The sequence below is a fragment of the Bacillus sp. T33-2 genome (genome assembly GCF_002860205.1).
Classification (GTDB): Bacteria; Bacillota; Bacilli; order Bacillales; family Cytobacillaceae; genus T33-2.
Window position 1 is genome coordinate 17,112 of sequence record NZ_PGVB01000037.1, and the last position, 22,852, is coordinate 39,963.

Here is a 22,852-nt window from a genome sequence, read left to right on the forward strand (position 1 = left end):
TTACGGTTTGTGGCAGCTGGAGCATGCTGGCTCAGAGTGGCATGTATAGCAGAATTGTGTTACTTTTTGGTCGGCTTCCACAGGGACGGGATGCTTCTTTCTCCAGGACTTATTGTTTTTGTGCATGCTTGGATGGCATGAAGCGCATGAAACCATCGAAGTTTCAATTTTGTCCGATTGCTGATAATTATGGCACGCAAGGCATTTTTGCTTGTTTTTTGATGCCAGATCACCGTGTTCGCTTAAAAAGCGGCTGCCGTGGCTTGGTGGTCGTATGCTATGGCAAGCCTTGCAATAAGTATTCTGTTTGGCATAATCAAACTGGGTTATTTTTGCCTCTGTGTCTTTAACATTGTGTAAAAATTGAGTAACCGATGGCAGTTCTTCAAATCCGTTTATTTCTTCCATTGACATATCTTTATGGCACATATTGCAATCTTTAAGTTCTTTTGCTGCTTGTGATCCATGTGTTTTCATATTAAAAGATGGTTCTTTATGGCTCTCCGGAAACATCCCGGTCGTATGGCACGCCTTACACTCAGTCGTAATTTTCCTGGCTTTATGGCACTCCATGCAAGTATCCATATCCGGCTTGATATACTTGTCATCCTTCATTGCTGCGTGGCCAACCTGGTCGTCCCACTTTGCGTAGTCCGCCTGGTAGGTCATTTTCCTGTCGGCAATCTTACCATGGGCCACGCCGCTGTGGCACTGGATGCAGGAGACGCCTTCTGCCTTATGCTTGTCATGCGGTATGATCAAATCTCCGGATGGTGTGAAGCTGCGGGTGTTGATATTGTGACATCTTTCACAAGCTTCGTCCGGTATTTCACTTGGCATCCTTATTGGTGCCTCGTATGTTTTCATTTGCTTTTTGATTGCTTGCTCGATTGTGTCCACCTTGCCTTTAGCCAGGTTTTTTGCACCTGGCTCGACATGGCAGTTAACGCAGTCCACCTCGCTGTGGGATGAAGCCTTCCAGGTATAGAACTCCGGCTTCATCTCATGGCAGGAGGCGCAGAATTTTGAACTTGAGCTACCTTCAAGGCCGATGTAACCGACCGAGAAGAGGATTGCTACGAAAAGCAGGGTCAATGCTGCAATTTTGCTCCAGTTTTTGTGAAAAAAGCGGAAGCGGGGAGGGGTCTTCTTGTCGTCGATATGTTCTTCCATAAAGATCCCTCCTTGAAACTAGCATTTTTACGATTTCTTGAAGCCGGTCCGGTGGCAGAACTCACAGTATACGTCAGTTGGCGCTTTAACTTTGGATGCTTCATCAGGCTTTGCGCGCTCATGGCATACGTAGCATTCGGCTTTTTGGTTGTCTGTCTTCGCTTTGTCAGCGTGGGCTGTCAGCCATTCGTCTGACTGAAGGTGACCAGGAGGCCGGTAGGCGTGGCAGCTGCTGCAGAAATTGCTTTCGCGCGAATCGGTTTTTACGACGTGAAGGTTAGGTTTGTATTCGTCTTTTGTAGCCCCTGCTTCGATCAAACTGACAATATCCTGTTTCGGTAATTTCTTGATCCATTTTTGGTCCTGGTGGCAGTTAAGGCATTTATCAAGCTCTTCGACCGCATTTCCGCCGTGGTTCAGGTTCCAGTCGGCACTTTGGTGGTTGGCCGGTGTGCTGACTTCTTTATGGCAAGTGGAGCATTCCATGGACAGCTTCACGTCTTTTTTCTGTTTCCCGATGGCCTGGAGGATGATTTCCTGGCTGTGCTTGTCATCAAGGGCTTTTTGTTCTTCCTCGGACAACGCCACCTCGGTTGTTGCAGGAGCTGCTGCTTCAGTAGTGTCTAATGTAGCCGCTTCAGCATGGCCATCTGCTTTTTCCTCGTGCTTCTCACCGTGTGTGTTTTCAGGCAGGCTGTACTGGATGTCTTTCCAAGGACGTTCGCCTTTGTTGACTTTATCGTGGCAGTCGATGCAGGTCCCCATGTTTGGTTTCATATATTCAGCTTTTACAAGCTTTTCGGCATTTTCTTTTTTCCAGAAATCAAGGTCCTTCTGGTGGTTGATGCCCCGCTCGACAACCTTGGCATGGGCCACACCGCTATGGCAGGTAATGCACGGGATATCTTCCTTAATATGTCCTTCGTGGTTGACGATCAAGTCGCCGGTCGCTGTTACCAGCCGGTTTTCCGAGTGGCACTGTGTACAGTTCTTGTTCATGACCGGCACAGTCTGGACAATCGGGTCCGGCGGGCCGACCACATGGTAATAAACTTCTTTCAGTGATTCAACTTTATGGATGACAGTGTTCACAACACCGGGGTCGACGTGGCATTGTACGCACTTTATCTGGCTGTGTGCGCTTTCCTCGAACGTAATGAATTCAGGACTCATTTCATGGCAAAATGAACAAAACTGTGGTTCTGAGGTATAGGCGATTGCCCCATAAGCTACCCCAAACATGGCAATGGATGCAAACAGCACCACAAATAATGCCCGCCAGCGGTTAACTGGATTCTTCCAATCTATAGCGCGGAATTTTCTCCAAAGTCTTCTCACTAAACCAGGTTTTTTATCTCGTATCTCTGTTTCTTCTGTCTCTGTCTTTTTCTTTTTCCTAAAGCCCAATGTGCTCATCCCCCTTACTATCGGATTGGCTTTTTTATGTTTTTTTAGAATCTTCCCTATGTCAAAGTATCTAACAATCTCAACTGATTTCCAATGTACAAATTGTGAATAAAGTTACAAAAAAACAGATTTAACAAAGAGTTCATTTTTTAGACTATTTCTAAAAATAACCCTTTATTTATCTATTATTTTAACGTGTCCATGGTAAAAACGTTGCAAATAAATTATTGTATAATTATGTATTTAATCTAATAAACTTGTAAATGGTAAAACTATATGACATTACAGTTTTCCGCTTGAATACCAGGGGATTTTACACATGAATATGGATTTTTTATACAGGATCCCTAATAATCCGTAAATGTGCTGCAGAAAAATTCATCAGTTTATCAGGTTTGCTGTCGAAAGCAGGACAGTTTTTGTAAATCATTCCCTATAGCCGCCGATGAGTTGTCACTGCAGGGCGTAAGTGGTAAAATTAAAGAGGAATAAATCGAATTTTTTTAAAAGGGATTCGGCACAGATGTAGCGAATCTTTTTTCTTTGGTGCAAAAACCATCTTCTATGATTGAAGAGATAAAAGGAGCGTCTGTAATGGGGATTTTAAATAAAATTTTCGACCAGAATAAACGCGATATCAAACGGCTAACGAGCTTGGCAGATAAAATAGATGCCCTTGCTTCCCAAATGGAACAGCTTTCTGACGGCGAGCTGAAAGCTAAGACAGCGGAATTCAAGGAAAGATACCAAAATGGCGAGTCAACCGATGACCTGCTTTCTGAAGCGTTCGCGGTTGTACGCGAGGGTTCACGGCGTGTCCTCGGCCTTTATCCTTATAAAGTGCAGCTAATGGGTGGTGTTGCCCTTCATGAGGGGAACATTGCCGAGATGAAAACCGGTGAAGGTAAAACATTGACAGCCACCATGCCGGTTTACTTGAATGCGATCACCGGAAAGGGTGTTCATGTTGTAACGGTCAACGAATACCTTGCAGGCCGTGACGCCACTGAAATGGGCCGGCTCTATGAATTTCTCGGGCTGACTGTAGGTTTGAACCTGAACGGCATGTCCAAGGAAGAAAAACAGGCTGCCTACCACGCGGACATCACTTACGGCACAAACAATGAGTATGGATTTGATTATCTAAGGGATAATATGGTGCTTTACAGCGACCAGAAGGTTCAGCGCCCACTTCATTTTGCCGTCATTGACGAGGTGGATTCCATCTTGATCGATGAAGCCAGGACACCGCTGATCATTTCCGGTACCGCGCAGAAATCTACAGCCCTGTATATCCAGGCTAATGCGTTTGTCCGCACAATTAAGCGTGACGAAGATTACACGTATGATGAGAAAACTAAGGGTGTCCAGTTGACCGAAGAAGGGATCACGAAAGCTGAACGCGCTTTTGGCATCGAGAACCTGTTCGACATCTCCCATGTGACACTTAACCATCATATTAACCAAGCTTTAAAGGCCAATGTCAGCATGCATCTTGATGTTGACTATGTTGTACAGGACGGTGAAATTGTCATTGTCGACCAGTTCACCGGGCGTCTAATGAAAGGGCGCCGTTACAGCGAAGGCCTCCATCAGGCGATCGAGGCGAAGGAAGGCGTTGAAATCCAGAACGAAAGCATGACGCTGGCGACAATCACTTTCCAGAACTACTTCCGCATGTACGAGAAGCTATCCGGTATGACCGGTACGGCAAAAACTGAGGAAGAAGAATTCCGCAACATCTATAATATGAATGTTGTTGTCATTCCTACCAACCAGCCGATCATCCGTGACGACCGTCCCGATCTGATTTATGCATCAATGGAAGGGAAGTTCCGTGCGGTTGTAGAGGATATTTCTGAACGCTACCACAAAGGGCAGCCAGTGCTTGTCGGTACGGTTGCGATTGAAACATCAGAGCTTATTTCCCGCATGCTGATTAAAAAAGGCGTCCGCCACAACGTATTGAACGCGAAGAACCACGCGCGCGAGGCAGATATCATCGCTGAAGCAGGCCAGCAGGGTACCGTTACCATTGCGACCAATATGGCCGGGCGCGGTACAGACATCAAGCTGGGTGAAGGTGTGAAAGAGATTGGCGGCCTTGCCGTTATCGGTACAGAACGCCATGAGTCGCGCCGGATTGATAATCAGCTGCGCGGCCGTTCGGGACGTCAGGGAGACCCTGGTGTGACCCAGTTCTATCTTTCCATGGAAGATGAATTGATGCGCCGTTTCGGCTCAGATAATATGAAAACAATGATGGCACGCCTTGGAATGGATGATTCCCAGCCAATCCAGAGCAAGATGGTTTCCAAAGCGGTTGAATCAGCACAGAAACGGGTTGAGGGCAACAACTTCGATGCCCGTAAACAATTGCTCCAGTATGACGATGTTTTGCGCCAGCAGCGCGAAATCATCTACAAGCAGCGGAATGAAGTGCTTGATGCCGAGAATCTTCGTGACATCGTTCAAAATATGATTCATTCTTCTCTACAAAGAAACGTTGAGGCTCACACTCCACTGGGTGAAGACCAGGATGACTGGAACCTTGACGGTATCATTGATTATGTTAATGGAAACCTGCTTCATGAAGGCGACATTACAATCGATGACATCCGCGGCAAAGATCCTGAAGAGATCGTCGAAACGATTTTTGCGAAAGTCAAGGAACGTTATGATGAAAAAGAACAGCAGCTTGGCGAAGAGCAAATGCGCGAGTTTGAAAGGGTAATCGTGCTCCGTGCGGTTGACTCCAAGTGGATTGACCATATCGACCAGATGGACCAGCTCCGCCAGGGTATCCACCTGCGTGCTTACGGACAGATCGATCCGCTGCGCGAATACCAGCATGAAGGCTTCGCGATGTTTGAAAACATGGTTCTTGCCATTGAAGAAGACGCCGCCAAGTACATCATGAAAGCGGAAATCCGCAACAACCTTGAGCGCCAGGAAGTAGTCAAGGGACAGGCGGTCAATCCGAAGGAAGAGGGCGGCGAGAAGCCGAAGAAAAAACCGGTCGTCAAGGCGATTAATGTGGGCCGGAATGAGCCATGCTACTGCGGCAGCGGCAAAAAGTACAAAAACTGCCACGGCAAGGCCGAATAGTCTTGCTGCCCGAACCGAATCGCAAATGATGAATATTTTAAAAGGGGGTCGGCACGGGCTGGCTCTCTTTTTTCCTTATTATCGTTTATAATGAAAGTAATTATATTATGAGGTGACAAAAATGGAATTAGCAGATATCAGAAATGAATTAGAAAAAACAGCCAAAAAACTGGCGGACTTCAGGGGGTCTCTTTGACCTCGAAAACAAGGAAGCCAGAATAGCCGAACTTGATGAAACGATGCTTGCACCTGGCTTTTGGGATGACCAGCAAAAAGCCCAAACTGTGATCAGCGAAGCCAATGCGCTGAAAGACCAGGTCCATGTATTTCATGATCTATATGAAACATACGAGAACCTTGAACTGACCTATGAGCTTGTAAAAGAAGAACGCGACGCGGAGCTACAAGCCGAACTCGAAAGTGAATTGGCTGAGCTGACAAGCCGCCTGAACGACTTTGAACTTGAGCTTCTGTTAAGTGAGCAATACGATAAAAATAATGCCATCCTGGAGCTGCACCCTGGTGCGGGCGGGACCGAATCCCAGGACTGGGGCTCGATGCTTTTGCGCATGTATACGCGCTGGGCAGAGAAAAAAGGTTTTAAAGTTGAAACACTGGATTATCTTCCCGGCGATGAAGCAGGAATCAAGAGTGTCACTTTGGCTATAAAAGGCCATAACGCATACGGCTACCTGAAAGCTGAAAAAGGGGTTCACCGCCTTGTGCGGATCTCCCCATTTGATTCCTCCGGACGCCGCCATACTTCGTTTGTTTCATGCGAAGTTATGCCTGAATTCAATGATGAGATTGAAATTGATATTCGTACAGAGGATTTGAAAATCGACACCTATCGTGCGAGTGGTGCTGGCGGACAGCATATTAATACGACTGATTCAGCTGTGCGGATCACCCATATTCCAACAGGAGTTGTGGTAACGTGCCAGACAGAACGCTCGCAAATCAAGAACCGGGAACGGGCGATGAAAATGCTGCAAGCCAAGCTCTATCAAAAGAAAATTGAAGAGCAGGAACAGGAGCTTGCCGAAATCCGCGGTGAGCAAAAAGAAATCGGCTGGGGAAGCCAGATCCGTTCGTACGTGTTCCATCCATATTCTATGGTGAAAGACCACCGTACCAATACTGAGGTCGGTAACGTCCAGGCCGTCATGGATGGCGAACTTGATACGTTCATTGATGCCTACCTGAGGTCGAGATTATCATTATGATTGTTTGAGGAAGCCCTTTGCCGGCTTACGTGCGGCAGGGGCTTTTCTATTTTGGTTCGAAATGTAGCTAGCTGCATTACACTTAATTTACGTCGATTTCCTCTGAAAAATAGTATGTAATTCTTCTTCCCTCCCAATTTATATAGTACAAACCGATAAATTTGACTAAAAAAGAAGGCTTAATCCCGGTAACTTCGGATTTATTCCCGGTAACGTAAATTTAATCCCGGTAACGTAAATTTTAATCCTGGTAAACTCTATTTTATTCCCAGTAGCTGTATTTACTTAGAAAGAAAGGGGATATTTTACAGTCTGTAGTGCGGCTGAAATCAATTACATGCACAAAAAAATCTTCAGAACCTACTTCACTATGTTTAGTGAATTACTCCTTTAACACGGCAACCCGCTGGCATTTACAGCCGTCCGGACCCGTGCTATACTCACTGTCGGTAAAGACGGGACAAAGGGGTTTTAAAATTGAAGAAACGGCGGAATCATCAATCTAATCCGAAAATAGAGCGTGTACTTGAATATGTTTATGTGCTGGTTGGTTCTGGTATTGTCGCGATTGCGTTCAACCAGTTTTTGCTTCCGAACAGGGTTGCTTCGGGAGGTGTGAGCGGGATCAGCACCATTCTTGATGCTGTGCTTAATTGGGAGCCGGCGTATGTGCAGTGGACCTTGAACATCCCGTTGTTTATTGCTGGTGTTGTATTGCTTGGCGGGCAGTATGGTATAAAAACGTTGGCTGGTACGTTGTTCCTGCCGCTGGTTGTTTTTCTGACAAAGGATTTTGAGCCTTGGACACATGATCCGCTCCTCGGCTCGTTATTTGGAGGAATTGGAGTCGGATTGGGGCTCGGAATTGCATTCTTGGGCAACGCTTCCACCGGAGGGACGGATTTGGCGGCGCAGATCATGCACAAATACACTGGGTTGTCACTCGGTACATGTGTCGCCCTGATTGACGGTTTAATTGTGTTCACCGCTGCGATTGTATTTGATGTTGAACGCGGCCTATATGCCTTGATCGGCCTTTACGTAACGAGCAAAACGATTGACCTTGTCCAGGTCGGTATCGGCCGGTCGAAAATGGCCATGATCATTACTGCCCATCAGGCTGAAGTAAGGGAAGCGATATTAAATAAGATTGACCGGGGTGTGACTAAATTATCCGCGTATGGCGGCTACACCGACCAGGAACGGCCGATTCTTATGTGTGTCGTGGATCAAACGGAGTTCACAAAATTGAAACAATTAGTCAAAACCATTGACCCGGCTGCATTTGTGATTGTTATGGATGCTTCAGAGGTATTGGGGGAGGGTTTTAAACGGGTTTGAATTTGGTATAAAATAGATATGCTTGACAATGTTTCTGTGGGGGGAATTATGGTGAAAAAGAAGTTGCTAGGGTTATTGATGGGGGCTTCACTCGTGCTCGCGGCATGCGGCGGCGGTGAAGATGCCAAAGATTCAGCCGGAGCGGGGGATCCGGAAAAACTGTATGAACAAAAATGCGCTGCTTGCCATGGCGGCGACCTTGAGGGTGCAAATGGACCGAAGCTAAGCGATGTCGGCTCCAGGCTGTCCAAGGAAGAGATTGAACAGGTTATCGAAAAAGGCCAGGGTGCAATGCCTCCTAAACAGCTGGAAGGTGAAGACGCATCTGCTGTAGCTGAATGGCTGGCCGGAAAAAAATGAAACGTGTAACATCAAAGCGTTCCTTTATTCTTGAGGAACGCTTTTTCTCATTCAAACCGCTAACCATTCCTCATTAAAAAACACTTCACAAAAAAGTCACACTTTCATTTGTAATTTCATTTTTACATTTTCGCAATAAAACTGAATATTATACATATTCTATCATTTTTCCTATATCAATAAACACAGGTAAAAACTAATTGCTGACTGGCTAATTAACAAAAATTTTAATGGGGAATTGAGGTTATAGAGGAAAAGAATTCCGGTATTATAATAGATTGAAATGAAACTGTAATATTTTTAAGGGTCAATTTGCCTGTGGTTGATGTTATAATGGGTTTGTTACAAATTGTCGAATGGTAGCTTAGTGATAAGACTTACGAACTAAGGTGATACTAGAATGATAGAAATGCAAGACGTGTATAAAAGATATCCCAATGGCGTTGTTGCTGCAAACGGGATCAATGTTCATATAGAGCAAGGCGAGTTTCTGTACGTTGTAGGGCCAAGTGGAGCCGGGAAATCGACTTTTATCAAAATGATGTACCGGGAAGAGAAGCCGACGCAAGGGACAATCACCATCAATGGTGTGAACCTGTCCAAGCTGAAGGCAAGCAAAGTGCCGATGCTGCGCCGCAACATCGGTGTCGTCTTCCAGGACTTCAAGCTTTTGCCAACCCTCAATGTATATGAGAATGTCGCGTTTGCCATGGAAGTTATAGAAGAGGAACCACAATACATTAAAAAGAGAGTTATGGAAACCCTTGAGCTAGTCGGTTTGAAGCATAAGGCAAGGATGCTGCCGACCGAGCTGTCCGGTGGGGAACAGCAGCGTGTCTCAATAGCGCGGTCAATCGTGAACGCACCTAAAGTAGTGATCGCGGATGAGCCGACCGGAAATCTTGACCCAGACACCTCATGGGATATCATGAAGACTTTCGAAGAGATCAACATGAGAGGCACAACGGTTGTAATGGCGACCCATAATAGGGATATCGTTAATACAATCAAGCACCGTGTCATTGCCATTGAAGGCGGTAAGATCGTCCGTGACGAACAGAAAGGTGAGTACGGCTATGAAAGCTAGAACCTTGCGGCGCCACTTCAGAGAAAGCTTCAAGAGCCTTGCCAGAAACGGCTGGATGACGTTTGCCTCCGTCAGTGCCGTAACCGTTACACTATTACTTGTCGGTGTCTTTTTCGTCATTATGATGAATTTGAATAAAGTGGCAACCAACATTGAACAGGATGTAGAAATCCGGGTTCATATCGATCTTGCCGCAAATGACCAGGATAAAGAAATCCTTAAACAGCAAATAGACCAGGTTCCAGGCATTAAAAGCATGGTCTATTCCCCGAAGGAAAAAGAGCTTGATAGGTTAATCAAAAGCTTTGGGGAAGAAGGAGAGACTCTTCAGCTGTTTGAACAGGAGAATCCTTTAAATGATGTATTCGTCGTAAAGACGAAAAACCCAACCGATACGATGAAAGTTGCTAAGCAAATTGAACAAATGGACTATACGGCCAAAGTAGAGTACGGCCAGGGAAGTGTTGAGAAGCTCTTCAGTTTTATCAAGGTAAGCCGGAATGTCGGCCTGATCCTGATTGTCGGGCTTTTGTTCACAGCCATGTTCCTGATTTCGAACACAATCAAGATTACGATCATGTCACGGCGCCGGGAAATTGAAATCATGAGGCTGGTCGGTGCGACCAACAGCTTTATCAGATGGCCATTCTTCCTGGAAGGACTGTGGCTTGGAATACTCGGATCCATCCTTCCAATCGCGGCTGTATCCGCGGCATATTACCAAGTGTATGATTTAATCCGGGAAAAAGTTAATAATCCTTTTATTCAATTGATAGAATTCAATCCTTTTGTATACCAATTATCAGCGGTCCTTATCATTATGGGTGCAGCAATTGGTGTCTGGGGAAGCCTTATGTCCGTCCGGAAATTCTTGAAAGTTTAACAGCGTGCCGGATCGCACGGTGGTACTGCTAACCTAAAAATAGACGATGCACCAACAGAGAACAAAGAAGTTACGAAACTATGTAGTAGGAGAGGGGAAAATATTACGTGAAAAAGCAGCTACTCTCACTGGCAGTAGTCAGTACTTTAAGTGTGGGGTCATTTGTAAGCCCAGTTTCATTAAATTATGCAAGTGCTTCTAAAATTTCAGATTTGACAGAACAGAAAAAGGATGTCCAACAGGAACGTTCAGGTTTATCGTCAGATATTAACAATACGAAAGCTAAAATAAGTGAAAACCAAAGTGAACAGGCAAATATCAATGCAGAAGTCAAGAGGCTTGATGCTGCAGTAACAGACGCCAACAATAAAATTGAGGAAAAAAACACACAAATTCAACAGACAGAAGCCGAAATTGAAAAGCTAAAAAGCGAAATTGCCGTATTGATTGAGCGCATTAATAAGCGAAATGAGATGTTAAAGGACCGTGCCCGCAATTTACAGCAAAATGGCGGTACTGTCAGCTATCTCGACGTACTGTTGGGCGCACAAAGCTTCAGTGATTTCGTTGACCGGGTAAATGCTGTTTCAGCTATCGTGGAGGCAGATAAGGACATAATCGAACAGCACAAAAAGGACCAGGCAGAACTTGAGTCAAAGCAAAAAGCTGTTGAAACGAAGCTGGCTGAGCTACAGCAAATGAAGAAGGATCTGGAAGCGTTAAAAGTGAAATTAAACGGCCAAATTGCCGAAAAAAATGAGTTGATGAGCCATCTTAAGCATGAAGAAGAACAAATGCATGCCCATCAATTGGCTCTTGAAGAAGAAAATGCGATTTTAGCTGCGCAGGAAGCTGCAATTCAACAGGCAATCCAGTTGGAACAGCAGCGCCAGGCTGAACTTGCACGCCAAGCTGAACTTGCACGGCAGGCTGAGCTTGCACGCCAGGCACAGCAAAACAGTGGGGGCGGTTCCGCTGCGCCTGCTGTAGCAGCACCACCAGTATCCAATGGAACTTGGACAAGGCCTGCAGCTGGACGCATCACTTCCGGTTTAGGGCAGCGCTGGGGATCATTCCATGCTGGAGTCGATATTGCGGCATCTGGCAATGTACCGATCGTGGCTGCCGCTGATGGAGTTGTAATCCGGTCATATTACTCATCCAGCTACGGAAACGTTATTTTTATTGCACACTCTGTCAATGGCCAAACCTATACTACTGTGTATGCGCATATGAGTGCACTGATGGCTTCTAGTGGATCAGTCGTATCTAAAGGGCAGCGGATTGGCACGATGGGAAATACCGGCCAGTCTTACGGCCAGCACTTACATTTCGAACTTCACAGAGGTTCATGGAATGCTTCCAAGTCTAACGCTATTAACCCGATTGGTATCGTACTATAACAAAATTCAAGAGAGAGGCATTGCTTCTCTCTTTTTCCTTTTCCCCATATAAAGGTTGAACTAACGTGTAATTATTTCCAATAATATAGGTCTTGTTAATGCAAAACAGCTTAGCCCAGAATTTGGGCCAAGCTGTTTTTTAATATCTAAAAGCCGGAAGGGCCAGCTCATGAAAGTGTGTGAACAGAAAGTTATTTTGAAGGTTGTTATGGTAGAGTTCCAAAGCTTGCATCTGCAGGTAATCGGGTTCTTTTAAACGAATGATTTCGTACAGAATATCCGCTTTTAATAGCCCATCATAATCGGTGTCCAATGTTTCAAGTGCAAGTTTAAAGGCAGCCAGTGAACCACTATCATCATGAAGGTATGTTTGAATGAATTTCCCCTCCAGATAATGATTCTTTGCGACTAGCAAAGGGTCGCTGACTTGAAATTGTTTTGTTTTATTGATTAAAGTCTGAATAAATGATTGGTCTTCTTTATGCTTTAAATCTAAGAAAATCGCTAACTGAAGCAGGGCCAAGCTTTTTTCTCTCAGCTTTTCACATTCGCTTATTCTGGTAAGGTCACACACAAGGTTTTCTTTTGAACTATCGACAAGTTCCGAATTTGGGCAGGATGTTAATATCGCGTAAATCGTCAGGGCCCATCCCCGCACCAACCCTTCCATATGGTCGGTTTGCTGCATCTTTACTCTCAGCGACAGCAATTCCTCATTTATACCATCGTTCAACTCATCTTCTAAAAGCTTAATGAGGAGTTTAACATACTGTGTTTCAATTGGAATAATAATGTGGTTCTGGACTTTATTGATGTCCTGCAGAGCTTTAATATTTGCACCTATATAAAGGTATAAAATAGAGCGGTTGAAATAGATATTATCTCTTTCTTCTTTGGTAATGGTCGGAGTTTCTTTCGAAAGCTTTAATGCTTGAGCTAGAAGCTCAAGGCTCTTTGTTATTTTCTTTTCGGCGAAAAACATGCTGGCTAGGGCATTATACGCTTTTAGTTTTAATACCAAGTTATAGTTATTAGTATCTTCAGTTGCTATAACCTTACAGAACAATTCCTTGGCCTTGTAAAACTTTTTTGTTTTCATATAAAAAATTCCTGACAGGAAATGAAAATCTATTTTCCTGCTTGGGATCTGCTAGGATTCTATTTTTGAATGGAATTTGTTTAACTCACTTTCCATATACTCCCAATGCTCTATTCCAATCAGGTCCCCGAGTTTATGTTTAAAATACTCAAGCTCTTTTATTTTGTTTTTAATATCAGGATCGGAAAAATAGCTCATCGGAAAATCAAGCTTTTCAGAAATCCTTTCTAGTTCTTCATTCGTTACAGACCTGTGGCCATTTTCTATATTACTCATTTTCCCGAGTGAACAGATGCCATCGGCCAATTCCCCTAATGTCATACCACGCATTTTTCTTGCTTCTCTAATTTTTTCGCCAATATGCTTGTGCCTCGGTATTTTCTGCATAAGACAGCTCCTTTAGAATTAAATAGCTAGTAATTATTATAGTCGAATAATTTGCTGAAAGTACTCTAAATGTTTTAATTGTAATCATAAATAGCAGAATATGAAATTTTTTGTGAAATTTTGTAGAAAATGATTGAAAATTTTACATTGATTGCTATAATTTACACCATGTTTATAAAAGTATAGTTCTTTTATCATAGGAAAAACGAATTAGAAACAGTAGTGCATTCCCTGCTGTATAGGCCAAACCTGGCTTAAAATTCAAACGATGCTATTTCGAACATGCAGACCGACATTAGCAGGCGTTTTTTAATGTCATAAATTGTATTAACAACAGGTAAGGAGAAGGGGAAGAAAATGGGTGCTTTAAATATTACACAGTTAGTAAAGGAACGTTCTTTTTACAGTGAATTCCAGCCTCTTTGGGATACAGTAAGTGAAAATATTTTCGCTTTTGAAGCTTTTATTCGGACTGCACCAAGAATGAACCCGGTGACCATTTTTGAGAATGCCAGAAAAAAAGGGGTTTTATATGAATTTGATACGGCGTCGATATCAAATGCAATCAAGGAATTTCCTTATGTTTATCTTAATAAGTACTATCTTTTCGTGAATGTTTTTCCATCGACCATTGTACATCACGATTTTCCAATTTTCATAGAAGGACTTTTGAATGTTTACCCGGATATAAAACACCGGATAGTTTTTGAAATAAATGAAGCAGCAATCGAGGAGAACTATTGGGATCAGGAAATCTTTCTTTCACGTTTGGCTTTTTTGAAGTCAAGCGGATTTCGGGTTGCGTTTGACGATATCCCTGTTTGTAAAACCTCTTTGCAGAAAATCATGCAGCTGGCACCTGACTTTATTAAGCTGGATCCTAGCCACTCGGAACAATTGACAGATTCATTGGAAAAACAGCAGAATATTAAGTTCCTCCTAAACTTTGTTCATGCGAAAACCGACCTTGTTCTTGAAGGAATTGAAACGAAAGATGACCTTCTGACAGCAAAAAAGTTGGGTGTCACCATCATGCAAGGCTATTATATTTCAAAGCCACAAAGGTTGTAGTCTATATTTTCATAGGGGTATTGCTTAATCAGCAGCTCACAATATATAAACTGAATCAGTACTGGCTCTGTCCCCGCTGTCCGAAGATCTGCAATTGACATTGACCAGATTTAAAATTTAATGAATTTATTTGGAGGAGGGACATGCCTTCCTTTTTTTGGGGATAAGGAAGTAGAGGCTGCACTTCTTTATATAGTATTCATAACCTGTCCTGATCCGTCATATAATGGAAACAGCAAGTACTCCACTGTTTGTATCAGGTCATCCATGGAAGACGATTGGACAGGCAGGAAGCAGAAGAGTGGGAATGGGAGGATGGCAATGGACCGGAAATGGATTGCTGTTTTAATGGCTGGATCTGTGCTGACGGGTGCCGGCGGGACGTACGCTGGCATGGAGTGGCTGGAACGGACAGAAGGTGTGGCGCTGGAGGCGCAAACAGTCCCGGGACAAGCAGCGGAAGAAGAAGCTGTCAACATGGACAGCATGGAAAAAATGGAGCAGGCATACGGACTGATTTTAAGCCGGTATGTTGAGAAAGTCGACCAGGAAAAACTGACAGAGGGTGCGATACAGGGGATGCTCGCCACCCTTGAGGATCCTTACTCTGTCTATATGGATAAGGAAACCTCCAAACAGTTTAACGATACACTAGAATCTACCTTCGAAGGAATTGGCGCAGAGGTAAGCAAGGTTGACAACAAAATTGTGATTGTAGCACCCTTCAAGGGCTCTCCAGCTGAAAAAGCAGGACTAAAGCCGAATGATCAAATCCTGAAAATTGACGGGGAGAGTGTCGAGGGGCTGGATATTTATGAAGCAACTTCAAAGATCCGCGGTGAAAAGGGCACCAAGGTCAGGCTGGAAATTGGCCGGCAGGGGTTAAAGGATCCTTTGCAGGTCGAGATAGAACGGGGTGAGATTCCGCAAATCACTGTTTATTCAGATGTGAAAAAGCAAAATGGGAAAAAGATCGGCTATTTGGAAATTACCTCTTTTTCAAAAGAAACAGCTGATGAATTCCATAAGGAGCTCTCAGGCCTTGAGAAAAAAGACATCGACGGGCTCATTATTGATGTGCGGGGGAACCCGGGAGGCCTGTTGCCAAGCGTTGACGAAATCCTGAAAGAGCTGGTCACTGATAAAAAGCCGATTTATCAGATCGAGCAGCGAAACGGTGAAAAAACACGCTATTTTTCTACTCTAAAGAAGGCGAAGCACTATCCAGTTGCTGTTCTCATTGACAAAGGCAGTGCCTCGGCTTCCGAAATTCTGGCAGGCGCATTGAAGGAAGCTGGCGGCTATCCTTTAATCGGTGAAAAGACATTTGGCAAAGGAACTGTCCAGCAGGCAGTTGAAATGGGGGATGGAAGCAATATTAAGCTTACGCTGTTCAAGTGGCTTACTCCAGACGGGAACTGGATCCATAATAAAGGCATCGAACCAGAACTTGAAGTCAAGCAGCCAGGCCTGTTTCAAACGCATCCGCTGCAAATCGAAAAATCGTTGCAAAGAGACATGAACAACGAGCAAGTAAAAAATGCTCAGGCAATCCTTGACGGGATCGGTTATGCCCCGGGACGTCTGGATGGCTATTTCAGCGAGTCCACCGAAACAGCGGTAAAGGCATTCCAGAAGAAAAAGGGGATGGAAGCGAATGGCGTGATCGACGCGAAAACAGCCGCCGCCCTTGAAGATGCAGCCCGCGACGCCATGAAGCAGGAGAAAAATGATATTCAGCTTCAGACCGCTTTAAAATATATTGCAAGATAACTGAATGGCTTAAAAGGATGAAACCCGTCCTTTTAAGCCTGTTTTTACTATAAGACAGAAATTCCGTTTTCGTGCTCCCCTTTTATCACATTTTCCAAAACTAGTAATAGGCTTTAAATTGCAGATTTGATAGAATAGGTGTAACTAAACTATTGAACGAATGTTGGATGCAAAGGGGTTGGCATGGGTGATTAAGGAATGGCTTTGGGAGTTGCTGATAGGGACCGGGAAGATGTTTATTCACCCTTTGTTCTATTATCTTATTATTCTGGCGGGCATCATCGGGGTTTCGCGTGTGAAGCGGGAGCGCAAAAATTTTCACATCCGTGTGGAGGATGCGTTTTTTGAACTGCGCCAGCTGTTGCCGCTCGGAATTGTAATAGGACTTGCCATTTCATTAGTGACATTGGCGGCAGGGACAGTGATTCCTTTTGCCGCTGTTATATTAACCGCTGTTTTCACATTGCTGTGGAGCCTGACTACAAGAGTCCGGCTGCTTGGGCCAGCGTTTACAGTCGGGGCCGCTTTTTTTGCGTTAATCTTTCTTGCAGGCCAGGATTGGAGCCTGCCTGTGTTTTCAGAAGAATTTGCGGATCTTCAAGATACGATTTTTCCTGGTATTGCCGTGCTGCTTGCCATACTGCTCATCGGTGAAGGGATTTTGATACGCCGAAATGGCATAAAAGGAACCTCGCCAAAATTGATCAAGAGTAAACGGGGCTTGACAGTTGGGGTTCATGAGGTAAAGAGATTATGGATGCTGCCCGTGTTCCTCATCATTCCGGGGGATGCCCTCGCCCCGATCTCATGGTGGCCGCTATTCCCGGGTGGGGATGGACAGTATTCGTTGTTCCTGGTGCCGTTTGCTGCAGGATTCCATCAGCAAGTCCAGGGAATGCTGCCAAAAGAGGCAATCCGGGACTTGGGTAACCGGGTGGCCGTGCTTGGCCTTGTGATCCTGATTATTGCTGCTGCCGGTTATTGGTACCCGATTGTGTCGATTACAGCTGTTGCCCTTGCGATTATCGGGCGTGAAGCAATCACACAAAGCCACCGGTTGAAAGAAGGCAGCCTGCCGTTTTATTTTTCCAAAAAAAATCATGGTGTCATGATCCTTGGAATCATTCCGGAATCCCCCGCAAACAAAATGGCATTGCAGGTTGGGGAACTAATCACCAAAGTGAACGGAAAATCCATCCACGACGAAAAAAGCTTTTATGAAGCATTGCAGCGAAACAGGGCCCACTGCAAGCTGGAAGTATTGGATACAAGCGGCCAAATCCGCTTCGTCCAGCGTGCGCTATATGAAGGTGATCATCACGAGCTCGGCATCCTGTTCGTCCAGGATGAAAAGACGTGGGGCAGTGAGGCTGTTTGATGTTGTGATTTTTCATAAATGATTAGAATGGTTGCGTAATTAGTTAGAATGGGTTTTCACAATTGATTAGAATAGAGTGTTAAACGTGGCGGGTTAGTGGAAGAATCGTTATGCAAATTGACCTGAAAATCAAAAGTATTTAAAAACGCCTAAAACCCTTGAAACGAAAGGTGTCCGGCGTTTTTTGTGTCGCATGATCAAGGCATAACCGAGATTAACACGAAAAACAGGGAAATCCTTTGATTTTTATTGGTTTCCTGCTAAATTTCAGGACAAAAACTAAAAAGAACTGTTGGATATAAATTAAAGTAGTTGTTAGATTTTTCATCTTAATTAGAAAAATTTCTGATAAAATTCCTGTCTCAGCCTCCCGTTTAGTTGAGCATAATTTCACTTTTTTCGTGGTCCAAAAGACTTTGTATTTACCTCGACAGGTGCTCCATTGTTTAGTAAGTGGGTGCCATAGCTATGTCTAAGTTGATGGGGATGAATAGCCTTGTTGATACGAGCACGACCAGATATTCGCTTGATCACATATCTCATTTGGGCAATGCTCATTCTGTGAGTCCTCCGTTCTGTTACAAATAAGCCCGGGTCGGTATCAAGGCGACCGTCTATGTAGCGCTTAAGCCATATTTCGGCTCGTATATTAAAATAGACTTCCCTTTCCTTATCACCTTTTCCCCTAACGATTAATCAGCGATTGGACCAATTAATGGAACTAGAATTAAGTGAAACAATCTCTCCGATCCTACATCCTGTAGAAAACATAAATTCGAATAGATCTCTATTGGACTAGTACAAGCTTGCCTTAAAAGTTCAATTTCCTTTTCGGTTAAAAACTTCGGGATATTTTTCCGCTTTTGGGTTCTTTTATCTTGGCAGCTGGATTAAAGGGTATATGACCTTCATCGTGGCACCACCGGAACAATGACTTCATAAATCGGATTCTGTGTGCCAAACTTGAGGGTTTTAGGTCCTTCCCTGTTTTCGCCAGAAAATCTTTGAGGTTATGTGTATTTAGAGTAATTATGTTTGAATCATTGAAATAAAGTGTTAGTAGCCTAGCCTGTAATCCATAGGCTTTTAGTGTAAAAGGAGAGAAACCCTCAATTCGTTTATTTGCTTCCTTATTCCAAGCTTCGGATAATAACAAGTGAATTCCTCCTATTAATTCGGCTTCTAAGAGGAATTATTGCCAGAGTTATAGAATTATAGCTTAATAAATGAATTATAATTTCAAGAAAGTGAACTCTCATGAACAAACGGGGCAGGTTAGTTTAACCAGCGACAGTGCAACCACACTTAACCATAGAAGATAAAAAGAAAGTATTTAACTGATAAAATTGCTAAAACTCGACTCCCATTTTTTGTGTTATATTATTGGTATAAAAATACAAAAGAGGTGGGAGATTTGAAGATTACTTTGGAGATGAGTAAGGGTGCTTACGAAATTGCAAAAAAAGTATATTCAGGAAAGACATCAAGAAATCAGGGGAAAATTGAAATTAACAAAGTTACAGGCATGAATGAAGGTTCTGCACAGGCTTTTATTACCATATTTCTTGCTATGATGAATGGAGAAGAATATAAAAGAGCTTTTAATAATGATACAAATAAATACTTGCTTGAAAGTATTAGGCAAGATTTTGGCCCTGATTATTATACAAACGCTTTAAAGGCCGTTCAGAAACATATAGATTATTATTCTACATTAAGGAAAGGGAATTTAACAGGGCTGCAAAAAATAGTCAATGAAATGAAATATTAGCATATTGAAGTAAAAGGAGTGTTGACGAGCAAGTTAACACCCTTTTTTTGTAATTCTTATTGTACTAACTGGAGAGCGTCAGCAAGCAATGAAGTCCAGCGTGAACCTAGTGGTTGAACCTATTCCTTCACAGATGAGTTTTAACCAGTATATAGAGGTCGTTACTAGTAGTACTGGTTATCAATATGAAAACCAAAGGTATTATGATCAGAATGGGTTACACTGGCATGAAGCAATCAGTTTGAATCAAAGTATTAAATTATTGCAAAAAACCGTGATGCATGATGGAAAAGCATTCATATTCACTTTCGGGGCGCATCCTGTAATTTATGATCAGCAGATCCAAATATTCGAGGATATTATTAATACTGTTAAATTCAATTAATGAGTTAGAAGCATGAGGAAGTAGGTTGCATAGAACAATAAAGGGGAAATATGGTATAATTTAGAGACTATCGCATTTTCGTTGAAGTCCTAATTGAACTAAATCAGCTAATAGTTTGTCAACAAACCAATTTTTATTGTATTCCAAAATATTTATTCCTCATATAGCAATAACACACCTCCACCTTGCCAAATCTGATAAACAAGAAAACCCAATACAGAGGAGTTAGATGCTACTCTGTCACTGGTTTTTCTCTATTAGTACTATATGATGAAGGTTTCAGGATGTTGAAACTATAATGTTACCTGTCAAGAATTCACCGCTGCTATTGACCAGATGATAATGTTCACTGTAATTATAATAAAAATAAGTGTTAGTTGAGTATATTTATCTGACTTTTTCATTTTGTTTCTACTCAATCTTACAAGATTGATAATCATCAAAATTAGAGCGACTCCCCCAAGAATTTTTGCCAAATCAAAAGATGTCATTATTTATTCATCCCTTCGAGCTATTTATCTATTTTAGCATTGTGAACCGGTCCAAAATGGCTGGTCAAACATCCACTTAACTTTGGTTCCGCACCCCTCTGCACTCGCTACAGTCAGGGCCCCTGCCCCAATACCCATAAGACCAGCAGCAATTCCTGCTGCAAGCCCAGCTGGTGGAAAGATGAATGCTGCAACCGCTGCTGCTATCGTAGCTACACCAGCCCCTATTGTTAAATAGCCTATGATTTTTGTTGTTTCACAGCTATCAAAATAGGTATCATATCCGTTCCATGTATCGACAAATTTACTTGCACCCGAACACGCGGCTATGTGAACTAATCCATCGTCAGTATTGTGTTTTTCTTTCTCAACGTAAGAATTAATTTTGGATACATCAGACTTTGTTGATTCAATTAGCTGTTTTGAAACACCATTTTTTTCTGCTGCTTTGTCATTAAACTGGATGGATGCACCATCAAATTCCATGAATGGTTGGATCGCGAGAGCATTTTTTGTAATTTTATTGTATTCTTTTATTTTGTTTTTAGCATCATTTATTCTCTCTGTAGAGATACCCTTTTGTTTTGCTTTCACCTTATCTAAAACAACGAATTGACCTTCAACACCTACGGCATAATAAACTGCTCGTCTAATTGAACGGCTTTCACTAAAGCTTTTGAATAGGTATAATCGGCTTGTACTCCTTGCGCAAACACACTGCCTACTACACTGAACATTAAAATAAACGAAATCATCAAGCAGGAAATCCTTTTAGTCATCTGCCTTCATTCCTTCCTTAGATATTTGTTTGAGAGTCCATGTCCAATAGGGAATGAATATAATTATTGGGGGATTGAAAAATATCCTCCTTTTTATTAGATTCCGGGTATATGTATCTGTTAATTCCATTATATAGAAAATAAATGGAAAAAACATCATTTTTTTAAAAAATAAGTAAATTCCCCTAAATATACTTCAATAATTTGATTTGGAACTGGAAAATAATTCATTAGCCAAAGAACACGGGCACGAGCTTTTACCTACATATTATTTTAGAAAAGATCTTGCACGCCCATTTCATTTAGATTATGTATTCGCATCACAGACCTTTTTAAAGCGTTTGCGCCATTTCCAAGTAGGTAGGTATGAGGACTGGATAAACAGTAGTGATCACTTGCCTATTGTTGCTGAATTTGAATAGTACTCTTGAAAGTGATTAGGGGGATGAAGGGAAGGTAGAATAATGGAGAGAATTAGACCCGAGATCAAAAACAATTTAGAAATTCCGGTGAACATATATAAAGGGGAATACCTAGTAGCAGAATGTCCAAATATTCAAAGTGCTGCTAGATGGTTAAAAGAAGATACAAATCAAACCCGCTTTAACTGGTCAGCTATAAACAATGGGATTTGGTTTGATAAGCCGTATAGTTACAATGGCGTAACCTATTATTTTTTGACCGCTCTTGAAGCAGTTTCCAGGAAACAAGAAGAGATGAAGGAAGAGGGAAAAATTTTAATGAAGGACAATACTGACCTCTTAGAATATAGGGTGTTAGGTGGTATGGTACTGAGTGAGTTAATGGATGGCCTGGATCTGGATGGGATGATGGAGCAAGCCGGGGATGCGCTTGGCGTTGATGAAGATTCATTTAACATCGGGGAAGGATTCAGTGTTTTTTTCGGTGGCGATGAGGAATAAATGATCTCGCTCCACAAGGCTTGGCAGTTACAGAAGATGGATGACATTACTAAAAGGCATGTAACATTTGTATTTGTACATGCTTTTTTGTAGCGATGGTGGTGACTAGTTTGTGTCGGCGTTGGCTGGAAACACCTCAATCCTAATGATATGGTGATCTTCCATTTCAAGTACTTTAAACTCATACCCGCCGTAGGTTAGGGATTCACCTTTTTTAAGGTCGAAATTCTGGGTTAGCATCCAGCCACCTATAGTATCCATTTCTTCTTCTTCAATATCCGTTTTCATCAAGTCATTGACTTCGTCAATTAAGACCTTTGAGTCGAAGATATAATGCTTGTCGTTTATCTTTTGAATTTCAGGTATTTCATCTACATCGAACTCGTCGCGGATTTCACCCACGATTGCCTCCAAGATATCCTCCACCGTCACCAGACCGGCTGTGCCACCGTATTCATCTAATAATATGGCCATGTGGATGCGATTTCTCTGCATGCTTATTAATAGATCATAAATCTGAATTGACTCGATGACTTCAGTAACGGGTTTGACATAGGTTTCAATCGTTCTTTTACTGATTTCTTTTTTAAGTTGAGAAAAAACTCGCCAATTAGCGTAACGGGTTCTGATACCTGTCACAAAACCTTCATTTGTTATAAATAATGTATTGAAATATGTACAACTATTTGCACCGCAAAATGCGGTGCTTTTTGTATATAAAAATAAAAAGGGCACAGTTCTTTATAAACGAATATTTCTCAATTTTTTTATTTATCACTTGCTGGATTATTGATGGTGTTTTTTATC

The 22,852-nt window shown here is 42.8% G+C and carries 18 protein-coding genes and 2 pseudogenes; 13 read left to right on the top strand and 7 right to left on the bottom strand.

Annotated features, from left to right (window positions below):
- Together CVD19_RS21195 and CVD19_RS21200 are read right to left on the bottom strand one after the other, a co-directional pair.
- The gene (locus CVD19_RS21195; protein ID WP_101585177.1) at positions 1-1,173 is read right to left on the bottom strand and encodes a cytochrome c3 family protein; all 1,173 of its coding nucleotides are present in this window, start codon (positions 1,171-1,173) and stop codon (positions 1-3) included.
- 27 nt (positions 1,174-1,200) lie between these two features.
- A complete protein-coding gene (locus CVD19_RS21200) occupies positions 1,201-2,589 on the bottom strand; it encodes a cytochrome c3 family protein (protein WP_101585178.1) in 1,389 nt (462 codons plus the stop codon).
- Between the two features lie 585 nt (positions 2,590-3,174).
- On the opposite strand from CVD19_RS21200, the gene secA reads away from it, so the two are divergent.
- The 7 genes from secA to CVD19_RS21235 all read left to right on the top strand — a co-directional run bounded on the left by secA (position 3,175) and on the right by CVD19_RS21235 (position 11,988).
- Entirely contained in the window at positions 3,175-5,688 is a 2,514-nt protein-coding gene (gene secA, locus CVD19_RS21205) for a preprotein translocase subunit SecA (protein WP_308314889.1), read from the top strand.
- Positions 5,689-5,809: 121 nt separating this feature from the next.
- Positions 5,810-6,914, top strand: a protein-coding gene (gene prfB / locus CVD19_RS21210; protein WP_101585180.1) for a peptide chain release factor 2 whose coding sequence is annotated in 2 segments (ribosomal slippage) — positions 5,810-5,881 and positions 5,883-6,914 — 1,104 coding nt in all. Because the reading frame shifts where the segments join, the coding sequence is not laid out codon by codon here.
- 477 nt (positions 6,915-7,391) lie between these two features.
- On the top strand, positions 7,392-8,255 hold the full coding sequence (locus CVD19_RS21215) for a YitT family protein (RefSeq protein WP_101585181.1): 864 nt from the start codon (positions 7,392-7,394) through the stop codon (positions 8,253-8,255).
- A 51-nt stretch (positions 8,256-8,306) separates the two neighbouring features.
- Positions 8,307-8,615: a cytochrome c551 gene (cccB, locus tag CVD19_RS21220; protein WP_101585204.1), complete on the top strand. Its 309-nt coding sequence runs from the start codon at positions 8,307-8,309 to the stop codon at positions 8,613-8,615.
- 400 nt (positions 8,616-9,015) lie between these two features.
- On the top strand, positions 9,016-9,702 hold the full coding sequence (gene ftsE, locus CVD19_RS21225; protein WP_101585182.1) for a cell division ATP-binding protein FtsE: 687 nt from the start codon (positions 9,016-9,018) through the stop codon (positions 9,700-9,702).
- Positions 9,692-10,585, top strand: a complete 894-nt coding sequence (gene ftsX, locus CVD19_RS21230) for a permease-like cell division protein FtsX (RefSeq protein ID WP_101585183.1) — start codon at positions 9,692-9,694, stop codon at positions 10,583-10,585. Before ftsE ends, ftsX begins: the two co-directional genes overlap by 11 nt.
- 107 nt (positions 10,586-10,692) lie before the next feature.
- Positions 10,693-11,988, top strand: a complete 1,296-nt coding sequence (locus tag CVD19_RS21235; RefSeq protein ID WP_101585184.1) for a murein hydrolase activator EnvC family protein — start codon at positions 10,693-10,695, stop codon at positions 11,986-11,988.
- A 139-nt stretch (positions 11,989-12,127) separates the two neighbouring features.
- Here the strand turns inward: CVD19_RS21235 and CVD19_RS21240 are convergent, their stop codons facing one another.
- Both CVD19_RS21240 and CVD19_RS21245 read right to left on the bottom strand, forming a co-directional pair.
- Positions 12,128-13,087: a tetratricopeptide repeat protein gene (locus CVD19_RS21240; RefSeq protein ID WP_101585185.1), complete on the bottom strand. Its 960-nt coding sequence runs from the start codon at positions 13,085-13,087 to the stop codon at positions 12,128-12,130.
- Between the two features lie 51 nt (positions 13,088-13,138).
- Positions 13,139-13,474, bottom strand: coding sequence for a helix-turn-helix domain-containing protein (locus CVD19_RS21245; protein ID WP_101585186.1), 336 nt, complete (start codon positions 13,472-13,474; stop codon positions 13,139-13,141).
- 357 nt (positions 13,475-13,831) lie between these two features.
- Between CVD19_RS21245 and CVD19_RS21250 the strand changes: the two genes are divergently transcribed.
- The 3 genes from CVD19_RS21250 to CVD19_RS21260 all read left to right on the top strand — a co-directional run bounded on the left by CVD19_RS21250 (position 13,832) and on the right by CVD19_RS21260 (position 17,696).
- Entirely contained in the window at positions 13,832-14,545 is a 714-nt protein-coding gene (locus CVD19_RS21250) for an EAL domain-containing protein (RefSeq protein WP_101585187.1), read from the top strand.
- A 321-nt stretch (positions 14,546-14,866) separates the two neighbouring features.
- Entirely contained in the window at positions 14,867-16,318 is a 1,452-nt protein-coding gene (locus CVD19_RS21255) for a S41 family peptidase (protein WP_101585188.1), read from the top strand.
- 187 nt (positions 16,319-16,505) lie between these two features.
- The gene (locus CVD19_RS21260) at positions 16,506-17,696 is read left to right on the top strand and encodes a PDZ domain-containing protein (protein WP_101585189.1); all 1,191 of its coding nucleotides are present in this window, start codon (positions 16,506-16,508) and stop codon (positions 17,694-17,696) included.
- A 333-nt stretch (positions 17,697-18,029) separates the two neighbouring features.
- On the opposite strand, the pseudogene CVD19_RS25975 reads toward CVD19_RS21260, so the two are convergent.
- Positions 18,030-18,852: pseudogene (locus CVD19_RS25975) on the bottom strand (tyrosine-type recombinase/integrase).
- Between the two features lie 258 nt (positions 18,853-19,110).
- Between CVD19_RS25975 and CVD19_RS21270 the strand changes: the two are divergent.
- Together CVD19_RS21270 and CVD19_RS21275 are read left to right on the top strand one after the other, a co-directional pair.
- Positions 19,111-19,467, top strand: coding sequence for a hypothetical protein (locus tag CVD19_RS21270; RefSeq protein WP_101585190.1), 357 nt, complete (start codon positions 19,111-19,113; stop codon positions 19,465-19,467).
- Positions 19,468-19,555: 88 nt separating this feature from the next.
- A complete protein-coding gene (locus CVD19_RS21275; protein ID WP_101585191.1) occupies positions 19,556-19,852 on the top strand; it encodes a hypothetical protein in 297 nt (98 codons plus the stop codon).
- Between the two features lie 524 nt (positions 19,853-20,376).
- Here CVD19_RS21275 and CVD19_RS21285 read toward each other — a convergent pair.
- Positions 20,377-20,937 carry a hypothetical protein gene (locus CVD19_RS21285; protein WP_101585193.1) on the bottom strand — a complete coding sequence of 187 codons (561 nt, stop codon included), beginning with the start codon at positions 20,935-20,937 and terminating at the stop codon, positions 20,377-20,379.
- A gap of 649 nt (positions 20,938-21,586) precedes the next feature.
- On the opposite strand from CVD19_RS21285, the gene CVD19_RS21290 reads away from it, so the two are divergent.
- Positions 21,587-22,045: a hypothetical protein gene (locus CVD19_RS21290; protein WP_101585194.1), complete on the top strand. Its 459-nt coding sequence runs from the start codon at positions 21,587-21,589 to the stop codon at positions 22,043-22,045.
- Positions 22,046-22,150: 105 nt separating this feature from the next.
- Here CVD19_RS21290 and CVD19_RS21295 read toward each other — a convergent pair.
- Positions 22,151-22,627: pseudogene (locus tag CVD19_RS21295) on the bottom strand (transporter associated domain-containing protein); the annotation flags it as partial.
- Positions 22,628-22,852 lie beyond the last annotated feature (225 nt).